Origin of the sequence: Streptomyces sp. NPDC102451 (genome assembly GCF_044765485.1) — a bacterium.
In the GTDB taxonomy this organism is placed as follows: domain Bacteria; phylum Actinomycetota; class Actinomycetes; order Streptomycetales; family Streptomycetaceae; genus Streptomyces.
Genome location: NZ_JBIWKD010000010.1, coordinates 161,031 through 182,158, shown reverse-complemented (window position 1 = coordinate 182,158; position 21,128 = coordinate 161,031). Strand labels below are relative to the sequence as shown.

Genomic DNA, 21,128 nt, shown 5'->3' with positions numbered 1-21,128 from the left:
CGCATGTCCGCCACCAGGCCACTCCACCTCGCCGCCGAGATCGGAGGCCCGCCGCGCTACGACGCCGGCTCCTACGCCGCGCTCGCCCGCCTCGCCGAAGGGGGCGCACTCGACTACGTCACCCTGAGCGACTCCTTCAACCGCCCCGGGCCCGACGCGCTCGCCGTACTGGCACGCGTCGCCCCGGCCACCACCCGGATCGGCCTCGTACCGACCGTCACCACCACCCACACCGAGCCCTTCCACGTCTCGTCCGCCGTCGCCACCCTCGACTGGGTCAGCAAGGGCCGGGCCGGCTGGCAGGCGGACGTGTCGACGACCGAGGCCGAGGCCCGGCTGTTCGGCCGGCGCCCGGCCGCCCCCGCCGCCGACCTGTGGCAGGAGGCGGGGGAGACCGCCGACGTCGGCGGCCGGCTGTGGGACAGCTGGGAGGACGACGCGGAGATCCGGGACGTCGCCACCGGCCGCTTCATCGACCGCGACAAGCTGCACTACGTCGACTTCGAGGGCAGCACCTTCTCCGTCCGGGGCCCGGCCATCGTGCCCCGGCCGCCGCAGGGCCGGCCCGTCACCGTCATCGACGGCACGAGCGGCCCCGCCAGGGAGGCCGCGGCACGGCACGCCGACGTCGTCCACGTCCGGGCCACCTCGCCCGAGCAGGCGGCCTCGCTCGCGGAGGACCTGCGCCGCAGCGCCGCGGCCCACGGCCGGGACCCCGACAGCCTGCGGGTCCTGGTCGCCCTCACCGTCGACCTCGGGGACGCCGAGAAGACACCGGAACCAGGGCTGGAGAGCGGCCCGCAACTGGCCGGGCGGGGAACCTACTTCAGGGGCGGCCCGGTCGACCTCGCCGAGGTCATCACCCGGTGGCACCGCGGCGGCGCCGTGGACGGCTTCCACCTCACCCCCATCACACCGGAGCGCGACCTGGAGAGGATCGTCAACGGAACGGTCGCCCTGCTCCAGCACCGCAGCCTGTTCCGGACCTTCTACCCGGGCGGCACACTCCGCGAGCACCTCGGCCTCGGCCGGCCCGCCAACCGTTACGCCCTCGCGAGGACCTCAGGGGGGAATTCATGAAGCAGATGCACCTCGCCGCCCACTTCCCGGGCGTCAACAGCACCACCGTGTGGACCGATCCCCGCTCCCGCAGCCAGATCGACTTCGCCTCCTTCGAACACCTGGCCAGGACCGCGGAGCGGGGGAAGTTCGACTTCTTCTTCCTCGCGGAAGGGCTGCGGCTGCGCGAGCACAACGGCCGGATCCACGACCTGGACGTGGTCGGCCGCCCCGAGTCCCTCACCGTGCTGAACGCCCTGGCCGCCGTCACCGACCGCCTGGGGCTCGCCGCCACGGTCAACGCCACCTTCAACGAACCGTACGAACTCGCCCGGCGCCTCGCGACGCTCGACCACCTCAGCGAAGGGCGCGCCGCCTGGAACGTGGTGACCTCGTCCGACGCCTTCACCGGGGAGAACTTCCGCCGGGGCGGCTACCTCGACCGGGCCGACCGCTACACCCGAGCCGCCGAGTTCGTCGCCACGGCACGGGAGCTGTGGGACTCCTGGACCCCGGACGGCACCTCGCGTCCGTTCACGCACTCCGGGCAGCACTTCGACATCTCCGGGGAGTTCACCGTCCCCCGATCGCCCCAGGGGCACCCCGTCGTCATCCAGGCGGGGGACTCCGGCGAGGGCCGGGAGTTCGCCGCGTCCGCGGCCGACGTCATCTTCACCCGGCACGGCACCCTGGAGGCCGGCCGGACGTTCTACGCCGACGTCAAGGCCCGCCTCGCGAAGTACGGCCGGCAGCCCGGCGACCTGAAGATCATGCCCGGGGTCACCGTCGTCCTGGGCGACACCGACGCGGAGGCCCAGCAGAACGCCGCCGAGATCCGCCACCAGCAGGTCTCCCCGCAGAACGCGATCCTCGCCCTGGAACAGATCTGGGGCCGCGACCTCTCCTCGTACGACCCCGACGGGCCCCTCCCGGACATCGATCCGGACCCCGGATCGAGCCTGGTCCAGGGCCGGGTCAGGGTCGCGGACCCGCTGGCCGTGGCCGCGAAGTGGCGCGCGCTGTCCGAGGCCAAGGGGCTCTCCATCCGCCAGACGGCCATCGAGTCCACGGCGCGGCAGTCCTTCATCGGGTCGCCCGCGACGGTCGCCGCCGACCTGGAGAAGTTCGTCACCGCCGACGCGGCCGACGGCTTCATCCTCGTACCGCACCTCACCCCCGGCGGCCTCGACGGATTCGTCGACCGGGTCGTCCCGATCCTCCAGGAACGCGGAGTCTTCCGCACCGAATACACCGGCTCCACGCTGAGGTCGCACCTCGGCCTCGCCGAGCCCGTATGGAAAAGTTGACCGCATGAGCACGGAAGCACAGCAGGACAGCGAGGAGTTCCACGCCTGGCAGCGCTGGCACGAGCGGCGCATCGTCGCCGTGGCCGCGCCGCACGGCCCGCTCTCCCTCACCGGCACCCACTGGCTCGCCGACCATCCGGAGGGTCGAATTCCGGCCGTACCCGGGCTGTGGCGCGAGGAGGACGGCGAGGTGGTGCTCACCGCCACCCCCGACGACGGGCTGACCGTCGACGCGAAGCCGCTGGCGGGCGAGGTCCGCCTGGGCGCCGACCGGGGCCCCATCGACTCGTCCCGGGTGGCCCAGGGCGAGCGCCGGCTGGTCGTCCTGAGCCGCGAAGGCCTCTGGGCGGTGCGGGACTTCGACCCGCAGTCCCCGGCCCGGCAGGCCTTCCGGACCATCGACGCCACCCCGTACGACCCGAAGTGGTCGCTGGAGGGCACCTTCCGCCCGTACGGATCCGACCGGACCGTCCGTGTCGAGAACGCCGACGGACGCGAGCGGGGGCTGGGACTCTCGGGCGAGATCGCCTTCACCCTGGACGGTGCGGAGCACACCCTCCAGGTGGCGGTCGAGCCCGACGGCTCGCTCTGGGCCGTCTTCGCCGACGCCACCAGCGGGAACGGCAGCTACCGCTTCCGCTTCCTGCGGCCGGAGGCGCCCGACAGGGACGGCAGGGTACGGGTCGACCTCAACCGCACGCTGCTGCCGCCGTGCGCCTTCGCCGACCACTTCATCTGCCCCTTCCCGCCGCCGGGCAACACCCTCCCGGTGGCTGTCCCGGCGGGGGAGCGGAACCGTATCGACGGCTGACCCGTCCCACCCCGGACGCGCGGGCGCCGGACCTCAGCAGCACAGCCGGCCCCGGTGGCCCCGCCGGTCCCCGTGGCCCCAGGGCTGCCGGGACCGGCGCCGCCGTGCGCCGTCGCGTCCGAAAAGGCACCCTTGCGCGCCGAGTTGTAACCCCTCGATACTCCCGAGCAGCGCCCGTCGGAGTACGACAGATCCGAAATTCGAACGCATTTCGGAACGCAGTCGTCCTCCATGACCGCGCCTCACGGGTCCGGCCACCCCACAGGCGGGCCCCCGATTCCCCTCGGGAGGAATGAAAAGTGAGGATCAAGCGCACCAACCCCCGCAACGGCAGGACCGCGAGACGCAGCCGGATCACGGCCGTCTCCGCAGGCCTCGTCGCCGTCGCCGCCCTCGCCGTCCCCGCGGCCAACGCCGGCCCGACCGGAACGTACAGCGCCGACCAGCTCAGCGCGGCGGGAGAAGCCGTGCTCGACGCCGACGTCGCCGGCACCGCCTGGAACACCGAACCGGCGACCGGACGGCTCGTCGTCACCGTGGACAGCACCGTCTCCCAGGCGGAGATCAACCACATCAAGGAGTCCGCCGGCGCCAACGCGGGCGCCCTGCGCATCGAACGTACCCCCGGGAAGTTCAGCAAGCTGATCTCGGGCGGCGACGCCATCTACGCCTCCAGCTGGCGCTGCTCCCTCGGCTTCAACGTCCGCAGCGGCAGCACCTACTACTTCCTGACGGCCGGCCACTGCACCGACGGCGCCGGCACCTGGTGGTCCAACTCGGCCCACACCACGGTCCTCGGCACGACCGCCGGATCGAGCTTCCCGACCAACGACTACGGCATCGTCCGCTACACCAACACCTCGGTCACCAAGTCCGGCACCGTCGGCAGCCAGGACATCACCAGCGCGGCCAACGCCACCGTCGGCATGTCCGTCACCCGGCGGGGCTCCACCACCGGCATCCACAGCGGCTCCGTCACCGGCCTGAACGCCACGGTCAACTACGGCGGCGGCGACATCGTCTACGGAATGATCCGCACCAACGTGTGCGCCGAACCCGGCGACTCCGGCGGCCCCCTCTACTCGGGCACCCGGGCGATCGGTCTCACCTCCGGCGGCAGCGGCGACTGCACCTCCGGCGGGACGACCTTCTTCCAGCCGGTCACCGAAGCACTGAGCGCGTACGGCGTCAGCGTGTTCTGACCCGTCCGGGCACCGCCGCACTCCTGTGAGCCCCCGCCGAACCCCGGCGGGGGCTCCCGTTCGGCCCGCGGCTTTTGAGAGGATGTCAGGACGGTCGGTCGCAGGCACCACGGGGGGCGGACGCTGTGCGGTCCGGAGGGATGCCCTCCGGGGGCCCCCGCAGACACAGGGGGTTCCAGGTCCGTGAAACGCATCGGAGTGACCGGTCACCGTTCCATCCCTCAGGAGGTCCAGGAGCATGTGCTGGAGGAACTGAGAGCGGCGCTGTGCGGACACGAAGGCTCGCTGGAAGCCCTCTCCAGCCTGGCCGTCGGGGCCGACCAGCTCTTCGCCGACCTCGCGCTCGCCCACGGCGCGGAGCTGACCGTGGTCATCCCCAGCGGGGACTACGAGGACGACTTCGCGGACGAGGCGGACCTCGCGCGCTACCGGGCGCTCAAGGCCAGAGCCGCCCGTGAGATCCTGCTGGCCTTCCCGCACTCCACCGACGAGGCCTACTACGCGGCGGGCGCCTACATCGCCGACCACTGCGACCGGCTGCTGGCGGTCTGGGACGGTCTTCCCGCGCGCGGCCTCGGAGGCACGGGCGACATCGTGACGTACGCCCGGAGCCTCGGACGGCCGGTCACCGTGATCTGGCGTGACGGCGTGGAGCGCGGCTGACCGCACACGGGCTCACATCCGGTGCCTGACCAGCCAGTCCGTGTGCTCGGGCGAGACGATCCGCTCGGTCTCGAAGACGGCGGCCGCCCACTGCCGCTCGGTCAGGGTGGTCTCCATCGCGGCCTGCATGTTCTCCAGGTCGTCCTCGACCAGGGAGTGCGCGGTCACCAGGGGGTGGTGACGGCGCATCTCGTTCCAGGCGAGACAGGCGGCAGCTGCGGCGGAGAACGTCCCGGTGAGCGCGAACGACCCGGCCTCCCCGAAGGTCCGCAGCACGGCGAGGACCAGTGCGGGGAGCGTGAGCGCGGCGATGGTGCTCGACCAGACGAGCGCACCGCGCCGTGACACCAGCCTGCGCCTGCGGTACCAGCGCCGCTGCTCGATCAGCCGGTCCCGGATGTACGTCTCCTTGCGTACGGTGAACGCCTTGTCCCGTAACTCCCGCATGGAAGCGGTGATGAGAACTCCGCCCGAGTCCGCCATCTCCTCCCTCGGGTCGTCCCACCCCACCTTCCGCAACTCCTGGAGCCCCTCCTCGAGCCGGCTGGCGAAGACCGCCTCGGGGTGCTGGACGGCGGAGTCGAAGGGGGAGCCGTGGACCGCGTAGCGCCAGCAGTTGGATTTGATGAACTCGGCTGCTGAGCGGTTGAGTTGCCAATGCGACTTTGCTTTGCGCCGGGAGGCCAGGTACGTCGTGATCAGGACACCGAGATACGCCAACACCGCGATACCATCCAGGAGTTGGATGTGGGACCCGACCTCGACGTGCCAGGGGAGGGCGGCGGGGGCGGTGCCCAGGACGAGCAGGGCGAGCTGGCCGCGGGTGGTGTTGACCGCCTCGCGCTGGCGTGCGACGGCGACGGCGTCGGTGTGGTGGAAGAGTGCGGGCAGATCAGCGCTCCTGAAGACCATGCTCCGCAGTGGTCCTGGAATCGCCGTCATGATCACTCCTGTATTCGATGTTGTGGTCTTCCCGGTCCGCACATGAATGGATTCCGGTTCATTTGGAGTAGTCCGTAAATCACTCGGGTTACGGCTGTACGAGTCGAGTTGCACACCGGGGCCATGAGAGTAAAGTCGTGCCGCCGGACACTGCAATGGTGCAGGTGCCGGTGCTGTTTCCGTGTCCGGAACGAGCCCATCAAGGACGGCCGTGAAGACCTACGAATCCACCCCGAGCTTCGCTGTCGCGAAGCGTCGTGTGCCGCTTGCGAAGATCGACGCATCCGGCAGTGCAGCAGCCAGGAAGATGGGCAGGGTGCTCGCGACGGCAGGCGGCCGCCCGACGCAGATCTCGACATTCAACTCCTCGCTGTAAGAACTGCGAGGCCGTCGGCGCCGTAAAGCGGCAGTGAATTCCACTCGTTCGGCCGGTAGGCTCCTGTTGCCGTCGGCCGGATTCCAGGCGCGGCTGGACTAGAGTGGTGGAATGACAGGCCCCGCGGTCCCGTTCCGCGAAATCGTTCTGAAGGTTCACAGCAGGTGTGACCTCGCCTGCGATCACTGCTATGTCTACGAACATGCTGATCAGAGCTGGAGAACCCGGCCGAAGACGGTTTCTGATGACGTCATCTCCAGGACGGCACAGCGCCTCGCTGAGCACGCGAAGACACACGCACTGCCCTCCGTGTCAGTGATCCTGCACGGAGGGGAGCCTCTCCTGGCCGGCCCCGCCCGTCTGCGGCGCGTTTGCGAGGAGTTCGGGTCGGCCCTGTCGGGCGTCGCCGACCTCGACCTCCGGATCCACACCAACGGCCTGCAACTGAGCCCCCGTTATCTGGACCTCTTCGACGAGTTCGACGTCAAGGTGGGCATCTCCCTGGACGGCGACCGTGCGGCCAACGACCGGCACCGGCGCTTCGCCGACGGACGCAGCAGCCACCCCCTCGTGCTGAAGGCGGTCGAGCTGCTCCGGCAGGAGCGCTACCGCCACCTCAATCTCGGGCTCCTGTGCACCGTCGACATCGAGAACGACCCGCACGCGGTGCTGGACGCCCTGGTCGCGCTCGATCCCCCGCTCATCGACTTCCTGCTCCCGCACGCCACATGGGACGAGCCGCCGCCCCGCCCCGACGGATCGCCCACGGCCTACGCCGAGTGGCTCCTCGCGGTCTTCGACCGCTGGCAGGAGGAGGGCGGCCCCGTGCCGGTGCGCCTGTTCTCCTCGGTGCTCTCCACGCTGAGCGGCGGCCCCAGTCTCACCGAGTCGCTCGGCCTCGCCCCCACGGACCTCGTGGTCGTCGAGACGGACGGCCAACTGGAGCAGGTCGACTCCCTCAAGAGTGCCTACGAGGGCGCGGCCGCCACCGGGTTCGACGTGTTCTCGCACTCCTTCGACGACGTCGCCGCCCACCCCGGGGTCCGGGCGCGGCAGCTCGGCCTGGCGGGCGTCAGCGAGACGTGCCGCCGCTGCCCTGTCGTACGTTCGTGCGGCGGGGGGCTGTACACGCACCGGTACCGCTCGGCGAACGACTTCGACAACCCCTCCGTCTACTGCGCCGATCTGGAGGCGCTGGTCCGGGGGATCCAGGCGCGCACGAGCGCCGCCACCGTGTCCCCGGTGCTGGCCGACCGGCGTGAGCTGGTCGCGGAACAGCACGACCTGACCCGTACGCTCCTCGCCGGCCTCCATGAGGCACTGGACGGCCGCGGCGGCGCCCGGTGGGACGAGGCCTGGGAGCTCGCGGGCGTTCTCGAGTCCTCCCGCGAGGGCGCCGCGGGCCTCGATCACGTCCTGGCGCACGCGTACACGCGCACCTGGCTGCTGGACGTCCTGGAAGGGCTGCACGCCGAACGGCCCGAAGCCGTCGGCCAGGCGCTGCGGCTGCCGTCGTACGTGGCGGCCGCGGCGGTGCGGTCCGGTCTCGACCTGGAGGTGCCCGCGGACCACCGGGACGGCAGGCTCTTCCTCCCCACGCTCGGCGAGCTGCGGGTCGCCGGGCCCGGAGAGGCGGGCCGGGTCCGGGTCCGGGCCGACGGCGAACGGTTCTCGGTCCGGGGGGAGAGCGGCGGTGAACGGATCGTCCCGAGGGGGGCGGACGGTCCCGACTGGCTCCCGGTGCGGTACGTCACCGCGGGGGGCGCGCCACGGTTCGCCCTCGACGACCTGGACCCGTACCGGGACTGCTTCGAGGCTCCGGCAGCGCCCCGCCTGAGCCGAGCCGGCGCGGAGGCCTGGACCGAGGCCGTCGGCCGGGCGTGGGAGCTGGTGGAACGGGCCGCACCAGGACAGGCGGCGGACGCCAGGGAGACGCTGACCACCCTGACCCCGCTCGTCGCCGGCCGTAACACGGCGCGGCCGCACGGCTACGGGGCCGTCGGCCTCGTGATGACGGGGGACACCCAGGAGCTCGCCCTCGCGTTGCTGCGCGGTCTGCGGCGGGCCGGGCTGCGGGCCCTCCTGGACGTGACGGACCTCTACGCGCTGGACGGAGCCTGGGAGTACCGGCTTCCCTGGGAGCGGAATACAAAGGTCCCTTTCTCCGGCCTGCTTGCCGGAACGTACGAACGCGTGGGACTTTCCTTCCTCGTTCCCGGATTCATGGACGGGGTGTCGGAGGCACTCGACATGATGGACGGGGCGGCCGAGCCGACCGTCGGAGGAATGCGGCTGCTGAGGTCGCTCCGGGACGAGGTGAGAGGTGTACATGGGACAAGTGGGATGAACATCCTCAGGAATGCAGTGGATCACGAACCTGTTCGATGATTCCTGGGTATGGATGACTGAAAAGCGGCGTTGATTGACCGAACGCCGTGGGGGTGGAGCACAGTCCGCTCCGGAATGATGAATTCGCTCGCACCCCCTCCACAGTCCTGGGATGCGGGTGCTCACACAGGACGGGGGTCGTGTGCACGCATGACGCAACAGCGAGCGGACCATCGGCCGTACTTCTTTCTGAGTTACGCGCACACACCGGGGTACGGCGGTGGATCGGACCCAGACATGTGGGTCGAACGGCTTTTCCAAGATCTCTGCGGTCATGTGATGGCCATGACCAATCTTCCCGCGGGATCACCGGCCGGATTCATGGACCGGGAGATACGCTCCGGCGAGGGCTGGTCCGAGCGGCTGGGCAATGTCCTGGCCAACTGCCGGGTCTTCGTCCCGCTCTTCTCCCCGCGCTACTTCGCCAGCGAGATGTGCGGCAAGGAGTGGTACGCCTTCGAGCAGCGCGCCATCCACCACCGGGCCCGGTTGAACCAGCCGGCCGAGGCGATCGTCCCGGCGCTCTGGGTGCCGGTGCAGCCGAGCCAACTACCGGGTCCGGCCGAGCGGTTACAGTTCAACCACCGGGACTTCGGGGACCGGTACGTCAGTGACGGGCTCTACGGGCTGATCAAACTCACGCTGTTCGCCCAGGATTACGAACAGGCCGTCTACCACCTGGCCAAACGCATCGTCCATGTCGCCGACACCGTGCAGATCGGTTCGGGCAGGCCCCTCGACTTCCGCCTCGTCCCCAGCGCCTTCGGTGCGCCGGGCAGCGGAGCGGGCGCCCCGAGGCCCATGCGGATCACCATCGCCGCCCCCACGCGCCACGACCTGCCGGAAGGCCGGAACCCCGAGTACTACGGCGACAACCCGCAGGAGTGGAACCCGTACCATCCGGCTGCCGCCAGACCCCTGGCGTACGTCGCCGAGGAGCTCGTGCGCTCCCTCAACTACCAGGCCGTCATCACGTCGTTCGACGAGGAACCCGGGCAGCGGGAGGGCAAGCAGTCGCCCAGCACCCCGGAGATCCTCCTGGTCGACCGCTGGGCGCTGCAGGACGAGGACCTGAGACGGCGGCTCGCCGCCTTCGACCGGGAGAACCGGCCCTGGGTGACCATGGTCGTCCCCTGGTGCAGGGAGGACCATCAGAGCAGGGCGGCCGAAGCCGAACTGACCGAGAAGCTCGAGCAGACGATGCCGGTCAAGATGCGGCAGGGGCGGGCCTTCTGCCGTGTCGCGGCCAAGGGGGTACCCAGCATGGAGGCGTTCGGCCAGATCCTTCCCCAAGTGGTCGAGGTGGCCGCTCAGCAGTATCTGCGGCACGCCACGGTCTATCCACCGGCCGGTGGACGGCACAGCGAACGGACGCGGCTGATGGGACCCATGGGCAACACCCAGTTCATACCCGACATGCACGACCCTGCGACGGATGCGGAGGACGTATGACAGCCGGTCGTGACGGGCGCATCGTCACTTTCTACTCGTACAAGGGCGGCACGGGGCGCACCATGGCCCTGGCCAACACCGCCTGGATCCTCGCGGCCAACGGCAAGCGGGTGCTGGCCGTCGACTGGGACCTGGAGGCCCCGGGACTCCACCGGTTCTTCCACCCCTTCCTCGACCCCTCGACGCTCGGGGCCACCACCGGCGTGATCGACCTGATCACCGAGTACGCCTGGGCCGCGACCAACCCCGCCCAGCGGGCCGACGACTGGCACCGGGACTACGCCCGCATCCAGCCGCACGCGGTCTCGCTCACCCCGGAGGCGCTCGGCTGGGAGTTCCCGCGGGGCGGCACCCTCGACTTCGTGTCCGCGGGGCGGCAGAACCGCGAGTACTCCGCCACCGTCTCCACCTTCGACTGGGACAACTTCTACGACCGGCTCGGCGGCGGGCACTTCTTCGACGCCCTGCGGGACGACATGAAGGCCAACTACGACTACGTCCTCATCGACAGCCGCACGGGCCTCAGCGACATCGCCGACATCTGCACCGTCCACCTCCCGGACGTGCTCGTCGACTGCTTCACCCTCAGCGACCAGTCCATCGACGGCGCGGCGTCCGTCGCCCGGCAGATCGCCGAGCGCTACACCGGCCGGCCCATCTCGATCTTCCCCGTCCCGATGCGGATCGACGAGGGCGAGAAGGAGAAGGCCGACGCCGGACGGGCGCTGGCCCGGCTGAAGTTCGACCGGCTGCCCCGTGACCTCTCGGGCGACGAACTCACCGCCTACTGGGGCGCGGTGGAGATCCCCTACCGCCCCTACTACGCGTACGAGGAGACCCTCGCCACCTTCGGTGACGAAGCCGGGCTCAGCAACTCGCTCCTGTCCGCGTTCGAACGCCTCACCGCGGTCGTCACCCAGCAGGAGATCACCTCGATGCCCCCGGTGGGCGAGGAGGTCCGGCTGCGCATCCGCGACGCGTTCACCCGGCGCAGGCCCGCGCTGCCCGCCGATCTCTTCCTCAGCTATGTGGCGGAGAACCGCATGTGGGCCGACTGGATCGAATCGGTCCTCACCCGCGCCGGGTTCCGGGTGGTCCCGCGCGACGTCTCCGCCGATCCGGGGCCCGCGGACGGCGCACAGGTGGCCGAGTCCGCGACCCGTACGGTCGTCCTGCTCTCCAGCGCCTATCTCAAGTCGCAGCGGGCCGTGGACCTCTGGGAACGGGCGGTCTCCGAGGACCCCGGTGGCGGGCGGCGCCAGCTGCTGCCGCTCAGGGTCAGTGACGTCCGGCTCTCCGCGCCGTACATCGACCGCAATCCGGTCGACCTGTTCAGGCTGGACGAGGTGCACGCCACCACGGCCCTGATGCGCGCCCTGGACCGGCCGGTGCAGCTCGGCGACGGGGTGTCGCCCGGCCCCCGTTTCCCCGGAACCGTGCCCCGGATCTGGAACGCGCCGCCCCGCAACCCGGGCTTCACCGGCCGCTCCCTGGTCCTGGAGCGGATGCGTGACCAGCTCGGTGGCGGCATGGCCGTCGTGCTGCCGCAGCCGCAGACCCTGTACGGCCTCGGCGGCGTCGGCAAGACACAGGTCGCCCTGGAGTACGTGCACCGCTTCATGGCCGACTACGACCTGGTGTGGTGGATATCGTCCGAGCAGATCGACGACGTGGTGGCCAGCCTCGCCGAACTCGCCGTACGGCTCGGTGCCCAGGGCGGCGACGACATGGCGGCCGCGTCGCAGGAGGCCGTGGACCTGCTGCGGCGGGGCGTTCCCTCGGAACGCTGGCTGCTGGTGTTCGACAACGCCGACGACCCGGAACGCCTCCGCCGGTACTTCCCGCAGGGCGGCTCGGGCCACATCCTCGTCACGTCCAGGAACCAGTCCTGGTCGCAGCACGGTGACGCGCTGCCCGTCGACGTGTTCCTGCGGGAGGAGTCGATCGAGCACCTGCAGCGCCGGGCTCCCGGGCTCAGCGTGGAGGATGCCGCCCAGGTGGCCACCGCCGTCGGTGACCTGCCACTGGCGGTCGAGCAGGCGGCGGCCTGGATCGCGGAGACCGCCACTCCCATCGACACCTATCTGGAGCAGCTGGCCCAGCAGGCCCCGGAGGTCCTGGCCCTGAACCAGCCGGCCGGGTACCCGCAGCCCGTCGCGGCCACCTGGAACATCTCCATCGAACGCCTCAAGGAGCGCTCACCGGCCGCGGTGCGGCTGCTCCAGCTCTGCGCGTTCTTCGCACCCGAGCCGATCTCGGCCAACCTCCTCTACAGCAAGGAGATGATCGAGGCACTGAAGCCCTACGACTCCTCGCTCCAGGAGAAGCTGGTCCTGGGCCGTGTCATCCGGGAGATCGGCCGCTTCGCCCTCGCCAAGGTCGACCAGGTGTCGAACTCCATCCAGGTGCACCGTCTGGTGCAGGCGGTCATCAGGGCCCAGCTCAGCGAGGAGGAGCAGCGGGAGGCGAGGCATGTCGTCCACCGCATCCTGGCCGGTGCCAGGCCGGATGACGACGAGCCGATCGACAACCCGGAGACCTGGCCGCGCTTCGCCACGATCTGGCCGCACCTCGGGCCGTCGGACGCGCGCAACTGCAAGGACCCGGAGACCCGCAGGCTGTTGATCGACCGGGTGCGCTACCTGTGGAAGCGGGGGGACGTCCGGACGGCGGGCCGGCTCGGGGACGAACTCCGCGACGCCTGGCGGGAGATGCTGGGCAACCAGGACCTCCAGTACCTCTACCTCTGCTTCCACCTCTCCAACATCATGCGTACCCGCGGCCGGTACGTGGAGGCCAAGGAGCTCGACGAGCTGACCCTGGGCAGGCAGCGGGCGGTGCTGGGGCCGGAGCACCCCCACACGTACATGACCACCAGCAGCCTGGCCATCGACCTGGGGCTCCTCGGTGACTACGGCAAGGCGATCGAGCTGGCGACCGCGGCGCACGAGGGGTTCAGCCAGATCTTCCACGACAGGCATCCCCGTACGCTGGCCGCGGCGAACAACCTGGCGCTGAACCTGCGGAGCGTCGGGCAGTACGCGCGCGCCAGGGAGATCGACCAGGACGTCTACGACCTGCGGTCCGAGGTCCTGGGCCCGGAGCATCCGTACAGCCTGTCCTCCGCCATGTGTCTGGCCCGTGACCTGCGCGAGGTCGGGCGGTACGAGGACTCGGTCGGCCTGCTCAGCCGGACGTACGACAGCTTCAAGGCCACGCTGGGCCGGACCTACCCCACCACGCTCAGCGCCGCCAAGAGTCTGGCGGTCTCGCTGCGCAGGGCGGGGCAGCTGGAGGACGCGCGGAGGCTGACGGTGGCCACCCGGGCCAGGTACCGGGCCAAGTACACCTCGGCCAACCCCGAGTCACTGGCCTGCGACCTCAACATGGCGGCCGACCTGTTCGCCGCAGGGGAGGCCGTGGACGCCAGGGACACCGCGCAGGAGGTGGTGGACCAGTACATGAACGTGCCGGGGGAGAAGCATCCGTACACCCTGGCCGCGCAGAACAACCTCGGCGCCTACCTCTCGGGGGCGGGCGCGCCGCAGGAGGCGGAGAAGCTGCTGACGCGGGTGGTCGCCTCGATGCGTGAGGTGTTCGGCCGTGAGCACCCGAACACGCTGTTCTGCGTGATGAACCTGGCGAACGCGACGGCCGGGCGCGACCTCGAACTCGTGCTGGAGACGGAGCGGCGCGTCGCCGGTCAGCTCCGGGAGGTTCTCGGGGCACATCACCCGGAGACCTTGGCCATGACGTCGAACCTCGCGGTCACCCTCGGCGCGATGGGCCGCAAGGACGAGGCGTCGAGGCTGCGGGCGGAGACGGGGGACGAACTGGCACGACAGCTCGGCGACGAGCACCCGCTGACCCGGATAGCGAGGGACGAGCGGCGGTTCTGGCGCGAGCTGGAGCCGATGTCGGTGTGAGCCGGAGGGCGCCGGGATCCGGAAGTCCGGAGCCCGGCGCCCTCCGCGGTCAGCAGACCACTGCTTCCCGGTCGTCCAGCAGCCAGTGGAGCACGTCGGGAAGCACGGACAGCGCGTCGAAGTGCGCAGCCGTGGGTTCCAGTACGGCGGTGGAGCCCGGGATCTGACCGGCCAGCCAGCGGGAGTGGCCGACGGGCGAGAACACGTCCTTCTCGCCGTGCCACAGCATCACGGGACCCTTGATGTCCGAGGGGGCGAACCCCCACGGCCGGCAGAACGCGATCGCGTCGTCGATCCAGCCGTACGCCGAGGTCCGCAGCCCTTCGCGGAAGTTGGCGAGCAGCATCATGCGGATCCCGGCGTCGTTGACCACGATCCGGTCGGAGTCGGTCAGCTCCTGGCGCAGGTCGTCCAGGAGCTGGACCGGGTTCTGTCGGATCGCCGCCGAGCGGATGATGAAGGACTCCGCCAGCCCGTCCGGGTCCTGCGCCGCCGTGGAGTACGCGAGTACGTTCGAGGCGGCCATCCCCTCGAACCAGTCGAGCCCTTCGGCGTCCCAGGGCGCCAGGCTCACCAGCGCGGCCGTACGGGTGACCCGGTCGGGCATCAGCGCGGCGCAGGCCAGGGCGTGCGGCGCACCGCCCGAGCGGCCGACCACGGCGAAGCGCTCCAGGCCGAGCGAGTCGGCGATCGCCCGTACGTCCTCGGCGACATCCATGACCCGGCGCCCCGGCAGGCGGTCGGAGCCGCCGTACCCCGGGCGGTCGAAGGTGATGAGCTGCATCTTCCGCTGGTAGAGGACCATCCCGCGGGGTGCTGGGCCCAGCCGGCTGCCCGGCATCCCGTGCAGGAGGAACACCGGTCTGCCTCGGGGATCCCCCTGACGCTCGACCATCAGATGCCGTCCGTCCGCCACGCGCACCCGACTTCGCACGCCACTCCTCCGCTCGGTCACCCCGCTCGGTCCGGGCACCCAAGTGCCCGGCGTGTACTGCCAGTTCGATGATGACCCATCGGAGGCGATACCGGCACTCCCCGTCGGAACGAGCCGGTGGTGTTCGGAACGTTCGGAGGCATTCGGTGGTGTTCGGCTTCAGGAGTGCTCTCGGCGGCATCCGGACTCCAGGAGCCATTACAGGACAGGACTAGTCCTCACTCGCTGCCGACGGGCCATCGCGCCGGGTGTTCGCGAACGGAACCGACGTGGTGCGAAACCCGGCTTGTGAACGCGGCGCGGGTGAACCGTCGTCGTCGTGTGCGCGTCCGGAAGTCGACCTTGTGTGCTATCCCTCGCATCGGAATAGTGGGCGCCCCATCCTCCGTGCTCCGGACACCCCACTTGTCCGTGCACGGCCCCACAGGAGGTCGAAGTTGAAGCACCGACGCATATCCAGGAAGCGTGTGGCCCTGGCCGGATCGGCCGTCCTCGCCCTGGTCGCGGCAGGAGTCACGTTCCAGACTGCGAACGCCAGTGACGACGTGCCCCAGTTCACCGCGCGCACCCTCGACGCCCACTCGGCCGGAAGCCTCGCCGCCACCCTGGACAAGGCCCTGGGCGCCGACACGGCGGGCGCGTACTACGAGGCCAAGTCCAAGAACCTCGTCGTCAACGTCGTCGACGAGGCAGCGGCGGAGCAGGTCCGCCAGGCGGGCGGCAAGGCCAGACTGGTACAGCACACGCTCGCCGAGCTGACGAACGCCCGGCAGACCCTCGCGGACAAGGCCACCATCCCCGGCACCTCATGGGCCGTCGACCCGGTCAGCAACAAGGTCGTCGTCACGGCCGACCGTACGGTCGACGGCGCGGCCTGGGACAAGCTCAGCAAGGTCGTCGACGGGCTCGGCACCAAGGCCGAACTCAAGAAGTCCGCAGGGGAGTTCAAGCCCCTCATCGCCGGCGGCGACGCCATCTGGGGCAACGGCGGGCGCTGCTCGCTGGGCTTCAACGTGGTCAAGGACGGCGAGCCGTACTTCCTGACGGCCGGCCACTGCACCGAGTCGATCACCAGCTGGTCCGACGCGCAGGGCGGCTCGGAGATCGGTGCCAACGAGGGCTCCAGCTTCCCGGACAACGACTACGGGCTGGTCAAGTACACCTCCGACGTCGCGCACCCCAGCGAGGTGGACCTCTACAACGGCTCCACCCAGGCGATCACCAAGGCGGGCGACGCGACCGTCGGCCAGTCGGTGACCCGCAGCGGCTCCACCACCCAGGTCCACGACGGTGAGGTCACCGCACTCAACGCCACCGTCAACTACGGCAACGGCGACATCGTCAACGGCCTCATCCAGACCACGGTCTGCGCCGAGCCCGGCGACAGCGGCGGCTCGCTCTTCGCGGGTGACACCGCGCTCGGCCTGACCTCGGGCGGCAGCGGCGACTGCTCCTCGGGCGGCGAGACGTTCTTCCAGCCGGTGCCCGAGGCACTGGCGGCGTTCGGCGCCGAGATCGGCTGACGTTCCGGCTTCGCTGAGCGCCGGCGAGCCCGTCCCCTCACGCGGTACGAGGGGGCGGGCTCGCGGGCTGTGGTACGCGGACGCACGGCTTGGAGCAGGGGTGCTCCCTCGCTACCTTCCGGCCGCCAGCCCGCCTGCGGCGAGCCTGTCGCTGATGTCGTCCGCGAGCTGCTCGCCGAGCGCGTCAGCCCTCGTCAGCAACTGCTTGAAGGCCGTGAGGTGCCGGAACGCTTCCGCATAGCCGGCCTGCTCGTCCAGCGGAAGCTGCAGGACATGCAGGCGTCTGATGTCGACGCGGGACGAGCTCGATGCGTGCGTGCCGGCCTGGCGGCCGTTGGACGGTGCACGCAGGCAGCCGGCCAGGAAGTGGGCGCTCAACTTGGCGGGCTCCACGCGCAGGACGTACAGCTGGGGACCCAGGGCGATCGGTGGTCCTTCGTGTACCCAGGCCCTGAAGGCGCGAACGACGCCGGCGACCACGACATCACCCTCCTCGGCCACTGTCTGGGCGTCTTCGGAAGCCACCCGGCTGCTCGGGTTCCCGTCCGTCAGCAGATCGGAGACGGTGAGGAGCGGCATACCGGCGTCGCGGGCCGATTCTGTGGCGTCCCCCGCCTGCTGACCGGCGCGGAAGGTGAGGGCTCCGGCCTTGACCAGGTCGCCGACCGTGGCCGTCGTGCGCGACTCCCCCTCCGAGAGGCCGAGCCTCGACAGGTGGTGCGCCAGTTCCGTCAGCTGACCGAGAGAACCGGTCAGCTCGTCCCACGAGGCCGCCAGATCGACGCCGGACGGGTCACCGCCCGCAGAGGTGTAGCGGCCGGGAGTGACGTCCACCTCGTCGTCCAGCAGGTCGAGAAGGGGGATCCGTACGGCACCGTCCGGCAGCTCCCCCTCCGGTACGTCGAGCTGTGACACGGCGGACAGTACGAAGTCCGTCAGCGGTTCCCAGTCGGGTCCCTGCTCGCGTGCACCGGGCTTCGCGAGCCGGGTCGCATCGACGAGGAGAGCGTCCTGGGCGGCCGGGCCCGCGGAAGCCGGGCCGTCCGGAGCCGCTCGCAGGACCCACAGCTGCAGCGAGACGCTGTGTGGCTGTGCGCAGCCGGGCGGAAGCGCGACGACCGCCCGCAGCATTCCCGTACGGAGCAGCGATCCCCGGATACGGCGGCCCGCCTTGCGTGACGCGACGGCGGGGGGCAGGACGACCACGGCGGTGCCGCCGGGCCGGAGGTGGGTCAGCAGGTGCTGGACCCAGGCCAGCTCCGGTTCGGTGCGCGGCGGCAGGCCGTGAATCCAGCGCTGGTCGGTGGCCAGCTCCTCGTATCCCCAGTCGCGCTCGTTGAACGGTGGGTTGCACAGCGCGATGTCGGCCCGGAGCCCTGCGAAGGGATCGGCACGCAGGGCATCAGCTGTGACGATCTCCGTACGTGTGCCGGCTCGGCCTTCCGTCACGAAGCCGAGGCGGGCAGTGGCCAGTGCGGCGAGTGCCGGGTCGCGTTCGCATCCCAGCAGTGTCAAGCCCTGCCCCGAGTACTCCTCAGCGGCCGCCACTGGCAGGTGACCTGTGCCGCAGGCGGGATCGAAGACAGTGAGTTCTCCGGTGTCCTCACCGAGCCGGGTGCCGAGCGCGATTCTGGCCATCAGCGACGCCAGTGGCGCGGGCGTGGTACTCAGCTGGCGTACGTGGGTGTCCAGCCACCGCTGCAACAGGAACTCGAACGTCTCGCGTTGGCCTTCGCTCCGCCCCAGCCTGGCTGCCTCACCGGCCACATCACGCGCTTCCTCGGAGAGGCCGGTGGGCGTGGAACGGGCCCGCGGGGAGCGCATCCGGCGGGCCGCCTCGGCGACGGCGAGCCCGGACGCGTCCCTGCTGCCGAGCGCTTCGAACCGGGGCCACAGGAATTCGCGGCCGGCGACGTCGTTGAGCTTGCCGTTGTCGCGCAGCCACTGTTCGACTTCGGACAGCGAGAACTGCGGGCTTACGTCCGTACCGCCGATGCGGGAAGGGAACGAGTCGTGGCGCCGGCGCCAGTTGCTGACCGCCGCCCGCCCCACACCGGCGATCCGGGCGATCTCGGCCAGACTGACCGGTACGGCGTTGGTGGTTGTAGCCATTCGAGGGTCTCCGGGTCCTTGGCGGGCCGGGCGGGTCGGCGTCCCAGCGGCCTCAGTCATGGCAGGCTACTACGATCATTGACTTTGTTCACAGGCTGGATCTGCGATATTTCTGTGCGGGAAATGTGGAGGCTTGGAAATATGAGTGGATTTGCTCCGGGGATAGTGCTGCGTGACCGGTACCGGATCGACTCCGTGCTCGGGCGTGGCGTGATGGGCCAGGTGTGGCAGGGGGTCGATCTCTATCTGGACCGGCCCGTGGCCGTGAAGACCATCGCGTCGGAGCTGCTCGCCGTCCCGCGGAGCCGTGAGGAAGCACTGGCACGCTTCAAGAGGGAGGCGCAGGCGGCGGCCCGCCTGGACCATCCCAACATCACCACCGTGTACGACGCGTCGTACACGGACGACACCTGCTGCCTGGTGATGCAACTGGTCGACGGAACAACGCTGGAGTACCTCTTCGATCAGCAGGAGAACGAAAAGTTCGACGTGTCCTCGGCCGCCTCGGTCGCGGCTCAGCTGTGCGCGGGCCTCTCCGCCGCGCACGCCGCCGGTCTCGTGCACCGGGACCTCAAGACGCAGAACGTGATGGTGCGGACGGACGGAGTCGTCAAGATCCTGGACTTCGGTCTGGTCAAGTCCCTCGCGGACGCCGATCCGCGCCTCACCATGACGGGGGAGGGGATCGGCAACATCGTCTGCGCCTCACCCGAACTGCTCTCCGGGCGTGGCACGCTCGACGGCCGCAGCGACCTCTACGCGGTGGGCTGCCTGCTGCACCACATGCTCACCGGGGCGCCTCCGTTCTCCACCGCGCAGCCGGCGCTCCTCGCGTCCCAGCATCTGACGGCAGCCCCGCCCCTCATCGGCGGAGGGGTGCCCGCCCCACTCCAGGACCTGGTGACCGCCCTGCTGTCCAAGAGTCCCGACGCCCGCCCTGCCTCCGCCGCCGAGGTCTACGCCTCCCTCGCTCCCTATCTGCCGATGCCTGAGCACGCCCTGGCCTCCCGCCGAGGTCTGCCCGAAGATCCACGCCGCCCCTTCCTCGTTCCGCAAGGACCACTGCCCGTGTGATCGGTGAGAGGATGGCGTTGCCGGCCGGGTGCGCCCCAATGCCCCGGTCGTAGGGGTGTGGCAGGCGCCGCCGGCGCCGGAACCGGGGACGGGCACGATGCGGCGAAGCCTTGGACGGTACGAGCTCACGCACGAGTTGGGCCGAGGAGGGATGGGCGTCGTGTGGGCGGCCCGTGATCCCGACCATGATCGCGAAGTGGCCGTCAAGCTCCTCGCTCCGTCCGCATACGGCTCCGAGCTCTCGACCCTGGAGCGCCGTTTCCTGCGAGAAGCGCGCCTCACCGGCCGCCTGTACCACCCCGGCATCCCCGCGGTGTACGACCACGGCAGCCTCGATGGCGAGCTGTACCTCGTGATGGAACTCGTCCCGGGTCAGGCCCTGGATGCCGTCCTCAAGGACGAGGGCACTTTGGCTGTCGAGCGGGCCGCGGCCGTCGCACACGGTGTCGCTGATGTTCTCGCATACGCTCACGGACAGGGCGTCGTGCACCGCGACCTCAAGCCGTCGAACCTCATGATCACGCCGTCCGAGAGGGTCAAGGTACTCGACTTCGGCGTTGCCGCGGCTTTGGAGCCTCGTCCCGGCGAGACCCGTTTCACTGCCGCCAACGCCACGCCCGGAACGGTCGTCTACATGGCCCCCGAGCAGGCTGTCGGCAAGACCGTGGCCGGAAGCGACCTCTATTCGCTCGGCTGTGTTCTGTACGAACTGCTTGCAGGGAACCCGCCGTTCACGGACGGCAGCCCCTTCATGCTGTACCACCAGCACGCCCACGAGCCCGTCCCTCCGCTCTCCGGCCACCGCCTCGGCATTCCGACCGGTATGAGAAGGCTGGTGGAGGGTCTGCTGGAGAAGGAGCCGGAGAACCGCCCTGCTTCCGCCGGTGAGGTCCGCGCCCTGCTCACCGCCTGGGCAGCCCCCGCTCCCACGCGTACGGCAGTTCTCCCTCATCCGCGCCTGGCTGAGATGGCGGCCCTGCGTCTGTCCGGTCGCCCTGCGGTCGCGCTGGAGCAGTACCAGGAGTTCCTCGCCACCCCACGGCTCGGGCATGCCGATTTCCTTGCCGCCCGCGTCGGCGCCGCCCTCTGTGCCGGTGTGCTCGGCCGTACCCGTGAGGCCCTTGATGAACTGAAGTCCGTCCTCGCCGAGCAGCGCAGCCTCCTGGGGCCCGCCGACCTTGGAGTGCTGGATACGCGTTACGAGATCGCGGTGCTCCTCGTGCGCGCGGGAGAGCGTCACCCGGCGGCAGAGCTGCTCCGCCGGCTGGTCGACGACGAGGACCGCGTCCTGGGTGCGGAGGACCCTCGGCGCGGCCGTTCGCGTGCCTTGCTGGCTCGGCTCGACCGCATGGCATGACG

At 70.3% G+C, this 21,128-nt stretch carries 15 protein-coding genes; 12 read left to right on the top strand and 3 right to left on the bottom strand.

From position 1 onward, the window contains the following. Positions 1–3: 3 nt before the first annotated feature. From ACIRD8_RS23115 to ACIRD8_RS23095, 5 genes are all read left to right on the top strand, one after another. Positions 4–1,080 (top strand): LLM class flavin-dependent oxidoreductase, encoded by a 1,077-nt coding sequence (locus tag ACIRD8_RS23115; protein WP_403994560.1) that lies wholly within the window; start codon positions 4–6, stop codon positions 1,078–1,080. Then, positions 1,077–2,366 carry an NtaA/DmoA family FMN-dependent monooxygenase gene (locus ACIRD8_RS23110; protein WP_403994557.1) on the top strand — a complete coding sequence of 430 codons (1,290 nt, stop codon included), beginning with the start codon at positions 1,077–1,079 and terminating at the stop codon, positions 2,364–2,366. Before ACIRD8_RS23115 ends, ACIRD8_RS23110 begins: the two co-directional genes overlap by 4 nt. A 4-nt stretch (positions 2,367–2,370) precedes the next feature. Next, entirely contained in the window at positions 2,371–3,177 is an 807-nt protein-coding gene (locus ACIRD8_RS23105) for a DUF1684 domain-containing protein (RefSeq protein ID WP_403994554.1), read from the top strand. A gap of 299 nt (positions 3,178–3,476) precedes the next feature. Then, entirely contained in the window at positions 3,477–4,379 is a 903-nt protein-coding gene (locus ACIRD8_RS23100) for a S1 family peptidase (RefSeq protein ID WP_403994551.1), read from the top strand. Between the two features lie 183 nt (positions 4,380–4,562). Next, positions 4,563–5,042, top strand: coding sequence for a hypothetical protein (locus ACIRD8_RS23095; RefSeq protein ID WP_403994548.1), 480 nt, complete (start codon positions 4,563–4,565; stop codon positions 5,040–5,042). A gap of 12 nt (positions 5,043–5,054) precedes the next feature. Here ACIRD8_RS23095 and ACIRD8_RS23090 read toward each other — a convergent pair whose 3' ends face one another. Further along, positions 5,055–5,984: a DUF4231 domain-containing protein gene (locus tag ACIRD8_RS23090; protein ID WP_403994545.1), complete on the bottom strand. Its 930-nt coding sequence runs from the start codon at positions 5,982–5,984 to the stop codon at positions 5,055–5,057. Between the two features lie 211 nt (positions 5,985–6,195). Between ACIRD8_RS23090 and fxsA the strand changes: the two genes are divergently transcribed. The 4 genes from fxsA (at position 6,196) to fxsT (ending at position 14,126) form a co-directional block, all read left to right on the top strand. Beyond that, a complete protein-coding gene (gene fxsA, locus ACIRD8_RS23085) occupies positions 6,196–6,360 on the top strand; it encodes an FxSxx-COOH cyclophane-containing RiPP peptide (protein WP_099177920.1) in 165 nt (54 codons plus the stop codon). 111 nt (positions 6,361–6,471) lie between these two features. Further along, on the top strand, positions 6,472–8,748 hold the full coding sequence (gene fxsBH, locus ACIRD8_RS23080; protein WP_403994541.1) for a radical SAM/SPASM protein FxsBH, inactivated beta-hydroxylase extension form: 2,277 nt from the start codon (positions 6,472–6,474) through the stop codon (positions 8,746–8,748). 150 nt (positions 8,749–8,898) lie between these two features. Next, positions 8,899–10,200, top strand: a complete 1,302-nt coding sequence (gene fsxC, locus ACIRD8_RS23075; RefSeq protein ID WP_403994538.1) for an FxsC protein — start codon at positions 8,899–8,901, stop codon at positions 10,198–10,200. Further along, entirely contained in the window at positions 10,197–14,126 is a 3,930-nt protein-coding gene (gene fxsT, locus ACIRD8_RS23070; protein ID WP_403994535.1) for an FxSxx-COOH system tetratricopeptide repeat protein, read from the top strand. Before fsxC ends, fxsT begins: the two co-directional genes overlap by 4 nt. Positions 14,127–14,175: 49 nt before the next feature. Here the strand turns inward: fxsT and ACIRD8_RS23065 are convergent, their stop codons facing one another. Continuing rightward, a complete protein-coding gene (locus tag ACIRD8_RS23065; protein WP_403994532.1) occupies positions 14,176–15,060 on the bottom strand; it encodes an alpha/beta fold hydrolase in 885 nt (294 codons plus the stop codon). 437 nt (positions 15,061–15,497) lie between these two features. Between ACIRD8_RS23065 and ACIRD8_RS23060 the strand changes: the two genes are divergently transcribed. Continuing rightward, entirely contained in the window at positions 15,498–16,583 is a 1,086-nt protein-coding gene (locus ACIRD8_RS23060) for a S1 family peptidase (protein ID WP_403994529.1), read from the top strand. A 111-nt stretch (positions 16,584–16,694) separates the two neighbouring features. On the opposite strand, the gene ACIRD8_RS23055 is transcribed toward ACIRD8_RS23060, so the two are convergent. Beyond that, entirely contained in the window at positions 16,695–18,695 is a 2,001-nt protein-coding gene (locus ACIRD8_RS23055) for an N-6 DNA methylase (RefSeq protein ID WP_403994526.1), read from the bottom strand. Between the two features lie 141 nt (positions 18,696–18,836). Here ACIRD8_RS23055 and ACIRD8_RS23050 point away from each other — a divergent pair, with 141 nt between their 5' ends. Then, positions 18,837–19,769 carry a serine/threonine-protein kinase gene (locus tag ACIRD8_RS23050; RefSeq protein ID WP_403994523.1) on the top strand — a complete coding sequence of 311 codons (933 nt, stop codon included), beginning with the start codon at positions 18,837–18,839 and terminating at the stop codon, positions 19,767–19,769. A 97-nt stretch (positions 19,770–19,866) separates the two neighbouring features. Beyond that, positions 19,867–21,126, top strand: a complete 1,260-nt coding sequence (locus ACIRD8_RS23045; protein WP_403994521.1) for a protein kinase — start codon at positions 19,867–19,869, stop codon at positions 21,124–21,126. The last annotated feature ends 2 nt before the right edge of the window (positions 21,127–21,128 follow it).